Origin of the sequence: Snuella sedimenti (genome assembly GCF_016428595.1) — a bacterium.
Taxonomy (GTDB): domain Bacteria; phylum Bacteroidota; class Bacteroidia; order Flavobacteriales; family Flavobacteriaceae; genus Snuella; species Snuella sedimenti.
Genome location: NZ_JAELVQ010000001.1, coordinates 356,162 through 370,441, shown reverse-complemented (window position 1 = coordinate 370,441; position 14,280 = coordinate 356,162). Strand labels below are relative to the sequence as shown.

At 35.5% G+C, this 14,280-nt stretch carries 16 protein-coding genes; 10 read left to right on the top strand and 6 right to left on the bottom strand.

Annotated features, from left to right (window positions below):
* Nucleotides 1–21: 21 nt before the first annotated feature.
* Genes JF259_RS01510 through JF259_RS01500 form a run of 3 tightly spaced genes read left to right on the top strand, consistent with a single transcriptional unit; the run spans nt 22 to nt 1,664 of the window.
* The gene (locus tag JF259_RS01510) at nt 22–552 is read left to right on the top strand and encodes a GNAT family N-acetyltransferase (protein ID WP_199112488.1); all 531 of its coding nucleotides are present in this window, start codon (nt 22–24) and stop codon (nt 550–552) included.
* A 2-nt stretch (nt 553–554) separates the two neighbouring features.
* A complete protein-coding gene (locus JF259_RS01505; protein WP_199112486.1) occupies nt 555–905 on the top strand; it encodes a hypothetical protein in 351 nt (116 codons plus the stop codon).
* A gap of 48 nt (nt 906–953) precedes the next feature.
* A complete protein-coding gene (locus JF259_RS01500) occupies nt 954–1,664 on the top strand; it encodes a hypothetical protein (protein ID WP_199112484.1) in 711 nt (236 codons plus the stop codon).
* Nucleotides 1,665–1,668: 4 nt separating this feature from the next.
* Here JF259_RS01500 and JF259_RS01495 read toward each other — a convergent pair whose 3' ends face one another.
* The gene (locus JF259_RS01495; RefSeq protein WP_199112482.1) at nt 1,669–2,139 is read right to left on the bottom strand and encodes a CBS domain-containing protein; all 471 of its coding nucleotides are present in this window, start codon (nt 2,137–2,139) and stop codon (nt 1,669–1,671) included.
* Between the two features lie 482 nt (nt 2,140–2,621).
* Here JF259_RS01495 and JF259_RS01490 point away from each other — a divergent pair, with 482 nt between their 5' ends.
* Complete coding sequence (locus JF259_RS01490) at nt 2,622–3,338, top strand: hypothetical protein (RefSeq protein ID WP_199112480.1); 717 nt, start codon at nt 2,622–2,624, stop codon at nt 3,336–3,338.
* 240 nt (nt 3,339–3,578) lie between these two features.
* Here JF259_RS01490 and JF259_RS01485 read toward each other — a convergent pair whose 3' ends face one another.
* Nucleotides 3,579–4,094: a hypothetical protein gene (locus JF259_RS01485; protein WP_199112478.1), complete on the bottom strand. Its 516-nt coding sequence runs from the start codon at nt 4,092–4,094 to the stop codon at nt 3,579–3,581.
* Nucleotides 4,095–4,288: 194 nt separating this feature from the next.
* On the opposite strand from JF259_RS01485, the gene JF259_RS01480 reads away from it, so the two are divergent.
* The 3 genes from JF259_RS01480 to JF259_RS01470 all read left to right on the top strand — a co-directional run bounded on the left by JF259_RS01480 (nt 4,289) and on the right by JF259_RS01470 (nt 7,257).
* Nucleotides 4,289–4,879 carry a HupE/UreJ family protein gene (locus JF259_RS01480; protein WP_199112476.1) on the top strand — a complete coding sequence of 197 codons (591 nt, stop codon included), beginning with the start codon at nt 4,289–4,291 and terminating at the stop codon, nt 4,877–4,879.
* A gap of 363 nt (nt 4,880–5,242) precedes the next feature.
* Entirely contained in the window at nt 5,243–5,674 is a 432-nt protein-coding gene (locus JF259_RS01475; RefSeq protein ID WP_199112474.1) for a deoxycytidylate deaminase, read from the top strand.
* Nucleotides 5,674–7,257, top strand: coding sequence for a S41 family peptidase (locus tag JF259_RS01470; RefSeq protein ID WP_199112472.1), 1,584 nt, complete (start codon nt 5,674–5,676; stop codon nt 7,255–7,257). Before JF259_RS01475 ends, JF259_RS01470 begins: the two co-directional genes overlap by 1 nt.
* On the opposite strand, the gene JF259_RS01465 is transcribed toward JF259_RS01470, so the two are convergent.
* Genes JF259_RS01465 through JF259_RS01455 form a run of 3 tightly spaced genes read right to left on the bottom strand, consistent with a single transcriptional unit; the run spans nt 7,258 to nt 8,661 of the window.
* A complete protein-coding gene (locus tag JF259_RS01465) occupies nt 7,258–7,863 on the bottom strand; it encodes an FAD-dependent oxidoreductase (protein ID WP_199112470.1) in 606 nt (201 codons plus the stop codon).
* Complete coding sequence (locus tag JF259_RS01460) at nt 7,863–8,066, bottom strand: hypothetical protein (protein ID WP_199112468.1); 204 nt, start codon at nt 8,064–8,066, stop codon at nt 7,863–7,865. Before JF259_RS01460 ends, JF259_RS01465 begins: the two co-directional genes overlap by 1 nt.
* A 7-nt stretch (nt 8,067–8,073) precedes the next feature.
* Nucleotides 8,074–8,661 (bottom strand): MarC family protein, encoded by a 588-nt coding sequence (locus JF259_RS01455; RefSeq protein WP_199112467.1) that lies wholly within the window; start codon nt 8,659–8,661, stop codon nt 8,074–8,076.
* Nucleotides 8,662–8,765: 104 nt separating this feature from the next.
* Here JF259_RS01455 and JF259_RS01450 point away from each other — a divergent pair, with 104 nt between their 5' ends.
* The 3 genes from JF259_RS01450 (at nt 8,766) to JF259_RS01440 (ending at nt 13,339) form a co-directional block, all read left to right on the top strand.
* A complete protein-coding gene (locus JF259_RS01450) occupies nt 8,766–9,335 on the top strand; it encodes a DUF3109 family protein (RefSeq protein WP_199112465.1) in 570 nt (189 codons plus the stop codon).
* A gap of 295 nt (nt 9,336–9,630) precedes the next feature.
* Nucleotides 9,631–10,611, top strand: a complete 981-nt coding sequence (locus tag JF259_RS01445; protein WP_199112463.1) for a ribonucleotide-diphosphate reductase subunit beta — start codon at nt 9,631–9,633, stop codon at nt 10,609–10,611.
* A 244-nt stretch (nt 10,612–10,855) separates the two neighbouring features.
* Nucleotides 10,856–13,339: a ribonucleoside-diphosphate reductase subunit alpha gene (locus tag JF259_RS01440; RefSeq protein ID WP_199112461.1), complete on the top strand. Its 2,484-nt coding sequence runs from the start codon at nt 10,856–10,858 to the stop codon at nt 13,337–13,339.
* 79 nt (nt 13,340–13,418) lie between these two features.
* Here JF259_RS01440 and JF259_RS01435 read toward each other — a convergent pair whose 3' ends face one another.
* Nucleotides 13,419–14,258, bottom strand: a complete 840-nt coding sequence (locus JF259_RS01435) for an OmpA/MotB family protein (protein WP_199112452.1) — start codon at nt 14,256–14,258, stop codon at nt 13,419–13,421.
* Nucleotides 14,259–14,280: the final 22 nt, after the last annotated feature.

Sequence of the window (14,280 nt, the reverse complement as noted above, 5' to 3'; positions counted from 1 at the left end):
TAAAAGTAATAAGATTTCCATATGAAATTTTTTATAGAAACAGAACGGTTAATTTTAAGAAGCATGCTGCCGACAGATTTAGAAGGCATGTTTGAGCTGGATTCAAATCCTATAGTTCATAGATACCTAGGGAATAAACCTGTAAAATCTATTGGGGAATCGAAGAAAATAATCGATGGAGTTTTAGAACAATATGAAGTCCGGGGTATTGGAAGGTGGTCAGTAATTGAAAAATCTTCAGGCGATTTTATAGGTTGGTCGGGCTTAAAATTAAATACGGAAGAAACCTTAAACAATGTTTCTAATTTTTATGATATAGGTTATCGGTTAATACCTAGATATTGGGGAAAGGGCTATGCGACAGAGTCGGGTAAAGCAGCTTTGGAGTATGCATTTAATACAATGCGCTTGAAAACCGTTTATGGTATTACAGAAAAAGGAAATCAAGCATCACATAGGGTGCTTCTTAAATTAGGTTTATTGTATATAGAAGATTTTTTCTATGAAAAGGAACAACTTCAATTACGATGGTATAAAATAGAAAATCAATAATTATGACGAAACAATGCTTGGAATGTGGAAGCAACCTGGTTGGTAGAATCGATAAGAAATTTTGTGATGATGCTTGTAGAAATACCTATAATAATAGGGTGAACAAGGATAGTAAAAACTTAATACGGAATACAAACAACAGACTTCGTAAAAATTACAGGATTTTAGAGGCACTCAACCCCGAACAAAAAACAAAAACATCGCGTGCTAAACTTATAGAAAAGGGCTTCGATTTTAATTACTTTACAAGTATATATACCACAAAAGCGGGTACCGTATATTATTTTGTGTACGATCAAGGGTATTTGCCTTTGGAGGGAGATTATTTTGCATTGGTAAAAAGAGAGTCGTAAAATGTAACATTTAGAGAAATAAATTAACTTATATACAAACCAATTTATATGATCTTAATGCTGGAATCCAAAGGTCTTGTTGTCTCAATTATGATTGCTATAGTTGTTTTGTTAATGGCCAGTGCTTATTATTTTAACAGAAAACAAAGAGTGTTAAGGCGGTTGTCTAAGTTTAAACCCAAGAAGATTCTTCAATTTAGAACCAATGAGCTAACAAAATTAACGGGCAAAGTCTTGCATGCTCATGAACCCTTTGTTACGCCGTTAAGCAAGCGGGCGTGTGTTGCATATACTATAAAAATTGCTCAGAAGAAAAGCTCGGGTAAAAGTTCGTATTGGAAGACTATTGTTTCTCAAGAAAATATACAAGACTTTTTTATAGAGCAGCAAGGAGAGGTTGTTATGGTTAAGCCAACTAAAATGCCTAAAAATTATGATGCCTATTTTGTTGAAGATAAAAGGGTGTCTTCGGGATTCTTTAACGATCCCACTCCAGAGTTTCAAAAAGTACTGGAGTATTATGGTGTTGAGAGTACAAACTTTTTTGGATTTAATAAAACCTTGCGATATACCGAAAGGATTTTAGAAGTAGGCGAAATAATAACGGTTGGAGGTATTGCTAAATGGAAAACCTTGAAAGCGCCCATGGAGAACTTAAGCTATTCGAAAATAGCGGCTCTAGAAAGCGGTCCTTCACAAAAGTTGATACTAACAGATCTTCCACAAGCAAAGATAATTTCGGACGAAATGAAGCGCTAGATCATTATTTCCACCAGTTTTGCCCTTTGAGTTCCATAGCTGCTTTAAGAATGTCTTTCTGGCTTATTAAGCCTACTAACTTGCCATGTTCTACAATAGGGAAACGACGACGTTTTGCTTGTAAAAATTTGTTGGCTGCATCAAAAATGTTCATATTGCCATCAATGGTTTCTACATTAGTAGCCATGTGCTTTTCTATTGTCTTATCTTGCATTGGCATATTGTAGTAACGACTTTCACTTATTTGTTTTATACAGTCACCTTCCGATATGATGCCAACCAATTCGTCTTTATCATTAACTACTGGGCCACCGGATATTTTGTTTTTAATAAGTGTCTCTATTACGCTTTCAATTGATTGGTCCGGAGAAAAGGTAATCAAATCGGTGCTCATATAGTCGCTTACTTTAAAAGGTGTAGTATCTGCTGTATTGGCCTGCTGTCTTCTAGCGCCTTGAAAACTTTTTATTCCCATAATCAATAATAAATTAATGCTATTAAAGGTACTTATTTTTTATAAGCTAACCTAAAAATAGGTGTTTCTAATACACTATTTTAAGGCTTTTTTTGAACTTATACTAATTATAGTTTAGATTTTTCAGGAATGCTTTTAATCCTTTAAAAATGAGTTAGACGGAAAGTTGATGGTAAAACATTAATTGTCAAATGGATATAAGGGTGTTTGTTGGAAATGTAAAAGTCTTGTTGTGTCTCGCTTTTTAAATGTGCCCGAGATGATATATGAGTACAGTTTATGTCATTTTCAATTCTTTAATTTGGAAAAGGGTATTGGTTCTAGGAACTCAACAATTAGAAGTAGTCGATGCTAATTTGATAGTAGTGTGGATTTAAAATTTCATTATTATTTAATAAACATGAATAATTAGCATTCTTTTAAGAGTTTAAATGTTAATTTTTTTTAGTTTTAGCAACTCAAAATTATAATTTATAGAAAAGATGAAACGATTAGTGGTATTGATTTTGTTATTAGCAGGGGCTGTTCAGTTAAATGCGCAAAATAATTCAGATTTAGTAAAGCATTATGAAGCTTATTATAAGCAAATGAAGGTGCAAGGAGATGTTCAGGGCATCATTAATGCAATGACGCATTTAAATGTGTTGTCACCATCCCAAGCCAGAAAGGATACATTGGCTTATATTTATATGAGCGAAGGGAAATACATGCAGGCCTTAAATACAATTGGAGTGGAAAAAAGTACGACAGATTCCGATATTGCTGTTGAGGTTAAAGCAGTTTCCTTAAAAGCGGTTAAACAACCAAAGTTGGCGATAGGGTTTTTTGAAGAAATGTTTAAAAGAAATGCCAATGCATTAATTGCTTATGAGTTGGCTGAATTGAATTTACAGACACAACAATTTGCGGAAGCCGATAAGCATATTACCTATGGTTTGGCAAATGCTAAAGACGATATGACAAAAGCATTTTATGAAACGCAAACACCATATCAGGTTTCCTTAAAAGCCGCGTTTAATTATTTAAATGCACTGTCTGTTTATAATAAAGATACAAAGGCGAATATTGATGCTGCTGTCGATATTTTGGATGCGACGCTTAAAATGGCGCCAAATTTTAATTTAATTCAATTAACAAAAACAGAATTGCTAAGACAGAAACAGGCACTTCAAGCACAAGAGGCCCAACCTAAAAATTGATCAAAATAAGAGGTTGTACTATAAAAATTAAGAGCCGGAATCCTTTAAGAGGTACCGGCTCTTATATGTTTAAGTTTGAACTCATCTTGACTTTTTTCAATTGGTTAAAAAATTGCTCTTTTGAGCCTGCTTTTTGTCATTTTCTCATTCCATAGCCCTGCTATGCAACTTAAAAATGCCTTCCATTAAGCTCAAAAATAGCTAATTTTCACTTCAATCAAAAAAGTCAAGATGAGTTCTTTATGGTTTTTGTATGTTGTGGCTATCTATTTCAAGTTTTTTGTTCATTTGTAAGTTAAGATTGGAGAAAGCCTCTAAAAACTCTTTAATGGTTTTAAGGAGTTCAGGCTTTTTAGTGGTGTTTAAGTTAGATAAGCTTTGTAATTTATAGAGTTTGGTTTCAAAAGCTGTTATTCTGGCTAAAATAGCAGGTGTGTCTACTTTAGCAGGTATGGTTTCCTTAAACTTTTTTAAAAAACTTTCAATGGATTCATTATCGTTAAAAAAACTTAAGTCGCCTTTTTTTATGTTCGTTATATGATCTTGTAATTGGTAGTATTCTGTCCAGCTTTTAATAGCTGTTTGTGTTTTAGAGTCTAAGGTAAATTCGGTATAATTGAGTTTGGAAATTTCACTTTCGGTAATTTCTTCGTCAATAATTTCTATTTCGGCAGAAGCTTGATTGTTATCAGTGGTTTTTTTACAGGAAAGTATAATAAAAAATAAGCATAAAATGCTTAAGCGTTTAATAGTCATGTGGTATTGTTTTCTAATGTTGCTATACAAAGATATACTAATAGTTTATTTTTTTTAGAGAAGTCGTCCTGACTTTTTGTTTTAAACTAAAAATGAAAAGAATTTTGTGCTGATGGTGATTTTTTTAGATTTTTAAGGACTTTAAAAGAATCTAATTAATTGTATCTTTGGGCGACCTCAAAATCTTTAATATTATGTTAGAAAACTTTTGGTTTAATGTAGAGTACGGTATTAATCATGTGTTGGATATCAATGCCTACGATCATGTGCTGTTCCTAATCGTTTTAACGATTCCTTATTTGTTTAGGGATTGGAAGCGTGTGTTGTTGTTGGTGTCGGTATTTACACTAGGACATACTTTGTCATTGGTTTTAGCAGCTTACCAAGTTGTAAGTGTCGATGGGCAGTTGGTAGAGTTTTTAATTCCTGTTACTATCTTAGTAGTGGCGCTTTTTAATGTGTTTACGGCGGGCAAGGGGGCGCAAAAGGAACGTGTGGGAATATTGTTTTTTTCCACTTTGTTTTTTGGGATAATCCACGGATTGGGTTTTGCCAGGGAGTTTCAGATGTTGTTAGGCGATTCAGATAGTAAAATAGTCTTGTTACTTGAGTTTGCACTGGGGATTGAGATTGCTCAAATAATTATTGTTTTTATAGTGTTGTTCTTAGGGTATTTAATTCAAACAATATTCAGGTTTTCTAAGCGTGACTGGATCATGGTCATATCGGCCATCGTGGTAGGATTGGTAATACCAATGTTGTTGCACAGCGATTTTTTATCTTAGAGACTGTTTAATTTTTTTTGAAATTAGTCATAGTTCATTTTTTTTGCCAATTAAGGCTCTAAAATAGGAGTTTAGCAGTGCTAAATGAGGAATTTTATAACGAAAAGTAGCGGAAAAGGGACGTAACAAAACCGAAAGATAAAATTAAAACAGGCTCTTGGTTTTTGGTTTCCTTATGAAACTTTCATAAAACTTTAACGAACTTGCGTTGCAATTAAAATGCGAACCAAGTATTTTCGTTATATTGTTTCTACTTGAAGATATGAAACGGCATCCTTTTTGTGTCTTAATAAAGAGATAGGGGAAAGTTATTGTGCCGAAATGTAAAGACGAAACATACGACCTAAATTATAGAATAAATTCATGCCAAAAAATAAACAGCTTAAGTACGATAAAGCTTATTTAAGGATTGCCCAAGAATGGGGTAAACTGTCTTATTGTAATAGAAGACAAGTTGGGGCTATTATTGTTAAAGATAGAATGATAATTTCTGATGGGTATAATGGGACGCCGTCTGGATTTGAGAATTTTTGTGAAGATGATGAAGGCTACACCAAATGGTATGTCTTGCATGCCGAAGCAAATGCTATTTTAAAGGTAGCTTCGTCTACGCAGTCGTGCAAGGGGGCAACACTCTATATAACCATGTCGCCTTGTAAGGAGTGTAGTAAGCTAATCCACCAAGCAGGTATTGTAAGGGTGGTTTATAATCAGCCTTATAAGGATGAGTCTGGTTTGCGTTTTTTAGAGAAAGCCGGTATAGAACTTAAATTAATTGAAGATCCGAAAGTGTAATGCAATTTCAAAAGAAATATATTCCGTTTATTATTGGCGTTGCTATTGCGGCTGGAATCTTTGTTGGCGGAAAATTAAACTTTACGGATGCGCCCGACAGGCTGTTTTCTACAAATAGTAAGAAAGATAAGCTTAACAGGCTTATAGATTATATTGACTACGAATATGTAGATGAAGTAAATACAGATAGTATTGTAGATGTAACCGTTAATGGAATTTTGGAGAATTTGGATCCCCATTCCATATACATTCCTAAAGAAGATATGGAACGCGTTGCCGAGAATATGAAAGGGGACTTTGTAGGTATAGGCGTGAGCTTTTATCCGTATAAAGACTCCATTGCTGTTATTAGGGCAATTAAAGGAGGGCCTAGTGAAAAAGCAGGTATTAAGGGAGGCGATAGGATTATTATGGCCGATTCGGATACCTTGTACGGGAAACACCTGAATGATGAAAACATGGTTAGGAAACTTAAAGGGCCTATTAACAGCAAGGTAAATTTAAAAGTCTATAGGAAAGGAGAGCCGGGGCTTTTGAGCTTTACTGTTAAACGTTCCCATATTCCCATTAAAAGTGTTGATGCGGTATACATGCTTACCGAAAAGTTGGGTTACATAAAAATAAATAGGTTTGCAGAATCTACCTATAAAGAATTTAAGAAAGGCCTGTCTAAATTACAAAAGTTAGGAGCGACCGAGTTGGTGTTGGACCTTAGGGATAATCCCGGTGGGTTTTTGGGTGTAGCCGAGCAAATTGCTGATGAGTTTCTTGAAAAGGACAAGCTCATTTTGTTTACTAAAAACAAGCGTGGGCAAGTAGAGAAAAGCTTTGCAACCAAAAGAGGGGCTTTTGAAGATGGCAACGTTTATGTATTGATTAATGAGAACTCAGCCTCTGCAAGTGAAATTGTTGCGGGAGCACTTCAAGACAATGATAAAGGGACTATTGTTGGTCGGCGTTCGTATGGTAAGGGACTTGTGCAACGTGAAATGGATCTTGGCGATGGCAGTGCTGTGCGTTTAACCGTGTCCCGATATTATACGCCTACAGGTCGCTCGATACAACGTCCTTATAGAAATGGTCATAAAGATTATTATGACGATTATTACACCAGGTTGAAAAGTGGTGAGCTTATAGATCCTGAAAAAATAGAGGTGGCCGATTCGTTGAAGTTCAAAACCCCAGAAGGTAAAATTGTGTATGGCGGTGGCGGAATTATCCCCGATGTATTTGTGCCTTTAGACAGTGCTATGCATAGTGAGCTCCTTACGTATCTAAGGGGTAGGATAAGCTATTTTGTTTTTGAGGAGCTGGAAAAGGATAGAAAGGCTTATGAGGGGGTTTCTCGACAAGATTTTATTGATACCATAGAGGTGAAGGACGCTTTGGTATTTGCCTTCCAGGATTATTTAAATATAAGAACCGAAACCGAAATTACCTTTGTGGCATATCATAACGAAGTAAAACAATATATTAAGGCGGCATTGGCCGATCAATTGTTTGGAGAAGGCGCTTATGAAGAGGTCTTCAATCAGAATGATATGATGATTGAAGAGGTAATTGGCTTGAGTGGAAATGAATAGTTAGTCAATCTTATCATGCACCTTGGTGTGCTTTCCGTCGTTCCAAAGCGTTAAAATGTCGGTCGCTACTTGTGCGCCACTACCCGAAGCAATAGCAAACTGGCTGCGCCAGCCGGCCAAAGTGCCTGCAACATAGAGATTTTCCTCAATCATGTGGTTAGTGTTTTTTAGCCAGATGCGATCTTTTTCGATGGCGGCTCTTGGGTGTGGCTCTATGTGTTTTTCTAGTCCTTTTATCGTTAGTAAATTGGTGTATCCAACAGCAATAACTATCAATCTAGAGACGTAAGTGTTTTTATTGGTAGTGATTTCAAAACCATTACTGGATTTTGATAGTGCTAAAACTTTTTCGTTATCCAGTTGTTCAATATGAGGGTATAAATCTTTTAGTTGTTTTTTGCCGCTTTTTAAAATAGACGCCCCTGTAGTGCCAGGGGTTAAACCCAGAACGTTGTTGAATAACGCCGTTTGCAAGTGCGACGTTTTTTGATGGGTGATTATACCAATGCGCTTCTGTTTGGCAAAAGCTTTATTTTTTGCCGAGCCTAATACAAGGGCACAAGACATGCCGGCGGCACCGCCACCAATAATTAAAGCATCAAACATTAGTTTTTCTCTTTTGTTTTTTGTTCAATACGTTTCGATATTCTTAGAATTGCCATTAGGGAAATTGCGCAAAGTGATGCAACAATCGTGATAAGGGCAATTATACTTTCGCCTTCAAAAGGGTGGCTTAAATCTATTTTGGTAGCATTTAAAATAATAAGTCCAATGGCTATGAAACTGAGTATGATCGTAAAAATCCTCATAATGTCTTTATGTTAATTCAAATAAGGCTTTAATATTGTGTGCAAATAACTTTACGGCAATGGCTAGTAAGACAACGCCAAATACTTTACGGATGATGTTAATGCCGTTTTGGCCAATAAAGCGTTCTATTCTGGATGATGTTTTAAGGACAATAAATATAATGATAACGTTTAGTATAACCGCAACGATAATGTTTTCGGTTCTAAACTCTGCCCTAAGGGAAAGGAGGGTGGTTAAGCTTCCTGGTCCAGCAATAAGAGGGAAGGCTAAGGGGAATACCGAAGCCGTTACAGATGTGTGTTCCTCTTGTTTGTAAAGTGTAATACCCAAAATCATTTCTAGGGCAATAAAGAATAAGATAAAAGAACCCGCAACAGCAAAGGAGTTAACGTCAATGCCTATAAGGTTTAGGATGCTTTTTCCTAAGAACAAGAACACGATTAATATGACGCCAGCTATTATAGAGGCTTTTTCGCTTTGAATATGTCCCACCTTTTTACGTAAATCAATAATGATTGGGATGCTTCCAATAATATCTATTACTGCGAAAAGCACCATAAAAGCTGTGAATATTTCTTTTAAATTGAGATGCATAGGTTTACGTATTAATTTTTTGCAAAAGTATAGATTATAAAGTATTATCTTAATTAAATAACGCTAAAGTTTAGCTATTTTTGCAGCTTATTATAATCGTATTTATGTTTCAGTTAGGAAAAACCATTGTTTCGGAAGATGTTATTGATAAAGATTTTGTTTGTAATCTTTCAGCATGTAAAGGAGCCTGCTGTGTTGATGGTGATGCAGGAGCGCCGCTAGAAGCCGATGAAATAAAAATATTAGAAGAAATCTATCCAAAAGTAAAGCCTTTTTTGCGCAAAGAAGGGATTGACGCTATAGAAAAACAGGGTGTGTTTGTAACCTCTGAAGAAGGTGAGTTGGAAACACCTTTAATTAATGGAGCCGATTGTGCCTATGTTATATTTGACGAAAATGATGTGGCACTATGCGCTATTGAAGAAGCTTATAATCAAGGGGAAATTAACTGGAAAAAACCAGTATCCTGTCATCTCTATCCAGTGCGTGTCCAAGACTACAGTGAATTTTCGGCCGTTAATTATCATAAATGGCAAATTTGTGATGATGCCTGTACTCTTGGAAAAGAGCTTCAGGTGCCTGTTTATAAGTTTGTAAAGGAAGCTTTGATTCGAAAATTTGGAGCCGATTGGTATAGTGAATTAGAGAAGGTGGCGGCTGAAAGAAAACGCTAATCTTCCCATTTTTTATTAGGTTAATAAAATAAAGTTTTTTTTTGTTTAAAGTGTAATGAAGTGTTACATTTTGTGAAATTTTTTTGTTACAACAAAAAAATAATTATTTGAAAATCAGTAAATTACGAAAAAATATTGTTAACTTTTTGATTTTTAGACATTAAGAGCTTGTTAAAAACTTTCTAACAATGTTTATAACTATATCTTTCTTTTTTGAGCTCTTTTTTCAATCTTTGTTAACCTGAAACCGATATAAAATTTCATTCAACATAAAAATATAAATCACTAAAAATCAATGTCACAGCCAGTAGAGCCTATTTTACAAGAGAACAAAGATCGTTTTGTCATTTTTCCAATTCAGCATCATGATATTTGGGAATGGTATAAAAAATCGGAAGCTAGTTTTTGGACAGCAGAAGAGATAGATTTACATCAAGACCTTACAGATTGGACAGCAAAATTAAATGACGACGAACGTTATTTTATAAAACACATTTTAGCTTTTTTCGCTGCGAGTGATGGTATTGTAAATGAAAATTTAGCAGAAAATTTTGTTAATGAGGTTCAGTACAGCGAGGCCAAATTCTTTTATGGTTTTCAAATAATGATGGAGAATATTCATAGTGAGACCTATTCTTTGTTAATAGATACCTATGTGAAAGACGAAAAGGAAAAAGATTTATTGTTCAATGCTCTTGAAAATTTCCCTGCTATTAAGAAAAAGGCAGACTGGGCATTGAAGTGGATAGAATCACCTAGTTTTGCTGAGCGTTTAATCGCATTTGCAGCGGTTGAAGGTATTTTCTTTTCCGGTGCATTTTGTTCTATCTTCTGGCTTAAAAAGCGTGGTTTAATGCCAGGGTTAACGTTTTCTAATGAATTGATTTCTAGGGATGAAGGGGTTCACTGTGATTTTGCGGTTCATCTTCATAATAACCATTTAGTAAACAAAGTGCCTAAAGATCGCATTAGAGAGATTCTTGTTGATGCCTTGGATATTGAGAGGGAATTTATCACAGAATCTTTACCTGCAAGTTTAATTGGAATGAATGCTAAGTTGATGTCGCAATATCTTGAATTTGTGACAGATAGGCTTTTGCAGGAATTAGGATGTGAGAAAGAATATAACACATCTAATCCATTTGATTTTATGGATATGATATCGTTGCAAGGAAAAACCAATTTCTTTGAAAAGCGTGTGTCTGAGTATCAAAAAGCAGGTGTTCTCAATAAAGATGAAGAGGAAGATAAGTTTAGCTTTGATGCCGATTTTTAATTGAGTTCTTTAATGATCATTCAATTGAATGATTACGCCATTTTAATGGAAATAATTTAAAAATCTTTTATAAAAAATAAGCAAAAATGCTTCATTTGGTCTGAAACATCGGAAGAAACATTCTAGTTTATAAATTCAATATAACAGCTAGGTTTTACTAATTTTAAATTAGTATTTAAAACTTGGAATGACTAATTAACCATTTTTCTGAACGAAGTCAGAAAACCTAAAAACCTTAAAGAGTATGTATGTAGTAAAAAGAGACGGCAGAAAAGAACAGGTTATGTTCGATAAGATCACCGCTAGGGTGCGAAAGTTATGTTACGGACTAAATGAATTAGTAGATCCGTTAAAAGTAGCAATGCGTGTAATTGAAGGCTTATACGATGGCGTAACCACGAGTGAACTTGATAATCTTGCTGCCGAGATTGCTGCAACCATGACGACTACCCATCCGGATTATGCTCGCCTAGCTGCAAGAATTTCGGTTTCTAACCTACATAAAAACACAAAGAAAACCTTTAGTGAGGTAATGCACGACCTGTACACATACGTGAACCCTAGAACAGGTAAGCAGGCGCCGTTACTGTCAGACGAGGTATACGACGTAATTCAAAAGAATAAAGAACGACTGGACTCTGTTATTATATACAACCGTGATTTTGGATACGATTATTTTGGATTCAAAACCTTAGAACGTTCGTATTTATTAAAAATTAACGGTGCTATTGCAGAGCGACCACAACACATGCTTATGCGTGTGTCTATAGGGATCCATATGGATGATCTGGATGCTGCTATCGAAACCTATGAGTTGATGTCTAAAAAGTACTTTACGCATGCAACACCTACATTGTTTAATTCAGGTACACCTAAACCCCAAATGTCATCTTGTTTCCTGTTAACTATGAAAGAGGATAGTATTGATGGTATTTATGATACCTTAAAGCAAACGGCTAAGATTTCGCAGTCTGCAGGGGGCATTGGACTGGCTATCCATAATGTGCGTGCAACAGGAAGTTATATTGCAGGAACTAATGGTACCAGTAATGGTATCGTACCTATGTTAAAAGTATTTAATGATACGGCGCGATATGTGGATCAAGGTGGAGGAAAACGTAAAGGAAGTTTTGCGATTTATGTGGAAACTTGGCATGCCGATATTTTCGATTTCTTGGATTTAAAGAAGAACCACGGTAAAGAAGAAATGCGGGCGCGCGATTTGTTTTATGCAATGTGGATTTCTGATTTATTTATGAAACGTGTTCAAGAAGATGGGCAATGGACTTTAATGTGCCCTAACGAATGTCCTGGTCTTGATGAGGTACATAGTGAGGCGTTCGAAACCCTATACTTAAAGTATGAAGCTGAAGGAAAAGGGCGTAAAACAGTTAAAGCACGAGAACTTTGGGAGAAAATTTTAGAATCTCAAATAGAAACAGGGACACCTTATATGTTGTATAAAGATGCTGCTAATCGCAAATCAAATCAACAAAACTTAGGAACCATCCGATCTTCAAATTTATGTACCGAAATTTTAGAATATACATCGCCTGATGAAGTAGCGGTATGTAACTTGGCTTCCATAGCGTTGCCTATGTTTGTTAAAAATGGAACATTCGATCATAAAGAACTGTTTAGAATTACCAAACGTGTAACCAAGAACTTGAACAGGGTTATTGATAGAAACTTTTATCCGGTAAAAGAAGCAGAGAATTCAAATATGCGCCACAGACCTATTGGATTGGGCGTGCAAGGTTTAGCCGACACATTTATCCAGTTACGTATGCCTTTTACAAGCGACGAAGCCAAAAAGCTCAATCAAGATATTTTTGAGACGCTTTATTTTGCAGCTGTAACAGCAAGTATGGAAGAGGCTAAGGCCGATGGGCCATATCAAACTTATAAAGGTTCGCCAATGAGTAAGGGTGAGTTCCAGCATAATTTATGGGGGGTAAAGGATGAAGATTTAAGTGGTAACTGGGATTGGAATAAACTGCGTAAGCAAGTGTTAAAGCATGGTGTTCGTAACTCTTTGTTAGTAGCGCCAATGCCAACGGCCTCAACATCTCAAATTTTAGGAAACAATGAATGTTTCGAGCCTTATACCTCTAATATCTACACACGTCGCGTATTGTCGGGTGAGTTTATAGTGGTTAACAAGCACTTATTGGAAGATTTGGTTGAATTGGGCTTGTGGAATGAAGGTGTAAAGCAGGAAATTATGAGAGCCAACGGATCAATACAAGGTATTGATATGATTCCCCAAGATATAAAAGAGCTTTATAGGACCGTTTGGGAATTAAGCATGAAAGATATTATAGATATGTCCCGTCAGAGAGGTTACTTTATAGATCAGTCACAATCGCTTAACTTATTCTTGGAAGGTGCGACTATGGCTAAATTAACATCCATGCACTTCTATGCTTGGAAGAGTGGTCTAAAAACAGGAATGTACTATTTAAGGACCAAAAGTGCTGTTGATGCTATAAAATTTACTTTAGATAACAGTAAAAAATCAAAACCTGTTGCTGAAGAAACAATAGCTAGTGAGCAGAACGTTGCTATTCAAAATACCAAAAAGCAATTGGCCATTAACAATGCTGCAAAATTTGCGCAGCAAAATGCTATGCCCGAAGCGGAGCCAATGACGGCCGAAGAAATGAAGGCGCTTATAGCTCAAGCAAAAGCTGCAGAAGGTGACGATTGTTTGATGTGTGGGTCTTAGCCGAAAGTATCAATTTAAGATAATAGAAAAGCACCTTTTTTAGAGGTGCTTTTTTATTGTTGCTGTAAGTGTATGAGATTTACATTAAAGCGAAAAACTTATCAATGTTAGGAAGAATTACAATGCGTGTTCTTCTATTTCTTGCTCTTTGTTCAGCTGTTTTGTTTTCGGTAAGAGGTTGGTAGCTACTTCTTCCTGCAGCAATCATTTTTTCAGGAGCTACATTGAATTTGTTTTGAAGTTTTCTAACAACCGAGGTGGCTCTTAAAACACTTAAATCCCAGTTGTCTGCTATTTTTTCGGTATTAATACCCCTAGAGTCGGTATGGCCTTCAACCATAACTTCTAAGCTTGGTTCTGAGTTGATAACATCAGCCAATTTTTGTAAAATAGCATTGGCTTTAGAGCTTACTCTGTAGCTTCCGCTATTAAAAAGCATTTTGTCCGAAATAGAGATCATAACCACTGTTTCGTTTATGTTTACAGCAATATCATCATCTTCATTAATATTACTGTTGTTCATGGTTTTTTCTAAGTTATAAGCGACTGCCAGATTCATAGAATCTTTAAGTGTTTTTGCTTCACTTAGTTTGTTGGGGTCAACATTAGCCAAAGTTTCGCGCATTTTTATTTTAGCGTTGTTAGAAATGACCGCACCGTTATCGGTAAGGTCAATTTTTGAGTTGTTTTCTTCCGTAAGAGCGCCAACATCTTCTTTTAAAGATGTTATTTTTGAGTTGTACTCATCGACACGTGCTTGGATTTGAGCGAATTTGGTCTCTAAGTCTTCTTTAGCAACCTTGGTTTTTGTTAGTTCGCTTTTAATTTCGCCATTTTCTTGCTGAAGGGCAACATATTTTTTCTTTGAAACACAAGAGAAAATTAAAACTGCTAATAATAAGATTGAAATTTTTTTCATAATGATTGTAATAATAAATTTT

Bases quoted from the DNA above. Each gene is read 5' to 3' on its own strand.
- JF259_RS01445 (WP_199112463.1), top strand. From the start codon at position 9,631: ATGTCACAGCCAGTAGAGCCTATTTTACAAGAGAACAAAGATCGTTTT.
- JF259_RS01455 (WP_199112467.1), bottom strand. From the start codon at position 8,661: ATGCATCTCAATTTAAAAGAAATATTCACAGCTTTTATGGTGCTTTTC.
- JF259_RS01480 (WP_199112476.1), top strand. From the start codon at position 4,289: ATGTTAGAAAACTTTTGGTTTAATGTAGAGTACGGTATTAATCATGTG.
- JF259_RS01485 (WP_199112478.1), bottom strand. From the start codon at position 4,094: ATGACTATTAAACGCTTAAGCATTTTATGCTTATTTTTTATTATACTT.
- JF259_RS01440 (WP_199112461.1), top strand. From the start codon at position 10,856: ATGTATGTAGTAAAAAGAGACGGCAGAAAAGAACAGGTTATGTTCGAT.
- JF259_RS01495 (WP_199112482.1), bottom strand. From the start codon at position 2,139: ATGGGAATAAAAAGTTTTCAAGGCGCTAGAAGACAGCAGGCCAATACA.
- JF259_RS01505 (WP_199112486.1), top strand. From the start codon at position 555: ATGACGAAACAATGCTTGGAATGTGGAAGCAACCTGGTTGGTAGAATC.
- JF259_RS01460 (WP_199112468.1), bottom strand. From the start codon at position 8,066: ATGAGGATTTTTACGATCATACTCAGTTTCATAGCCATTGGACTTATT.
- JF259_RS01500 (WP_199112484.1), top strand. From the start codon at position 954: ATGATCTTAATGCTGGAATCCAAAGGTCTTGTTGTCTCAATTATGATT.
- JF259_RS01475 (WP_199112474.1), top strand. From the start codon at position 5,243: ATGCCAAAAAATAAACAGCTTAAGTACGATAAAGCTTATTTAAGGATT.
- JF259_RS01450 (WP_199112465.1), top strand. From the start codon at position 8,766: ATGTTTCAGTTAGGAAAAACCATTGTTTCGGAAGATGTTATTGATAAA.
- JF259_RS01510 (WP_199112488.1), top strand. From the start codon at position 22: ATGAAATTTTTTATAGAAACAGAACGGTTAATTTTAAGAAGCATGCTG.
- JF259_RS01435 (WP_199112452.1), bottom strand. From the start codon at position 14,258: ATGAAAAAAATTTCAATCTTATTATTAGCAGTTTTAATTTTCTCTTGT.
- JF259_RS01490 (WP_199112480.1), top strand. From the start codon at position 2,622: ATGAAACGATTAGTGGTATTGATTTTGTTATTAGCAGGGGCTGTTCAG.
- JF259_RS01465 (WP_199112470.1), bottom strand. From the start codon at position 7,863: ATGTTTGATGCTTTAATTATTGGTGGCGGTGCCGCCGGCATGTCTTGT.
- JF259_RS01470 (WP_199112472.1), top strand. From the start codon at position 5,674: ATGCAATTTCAAAAGAAATATATTCCGTTTATTATTGGCGTTGCTATT.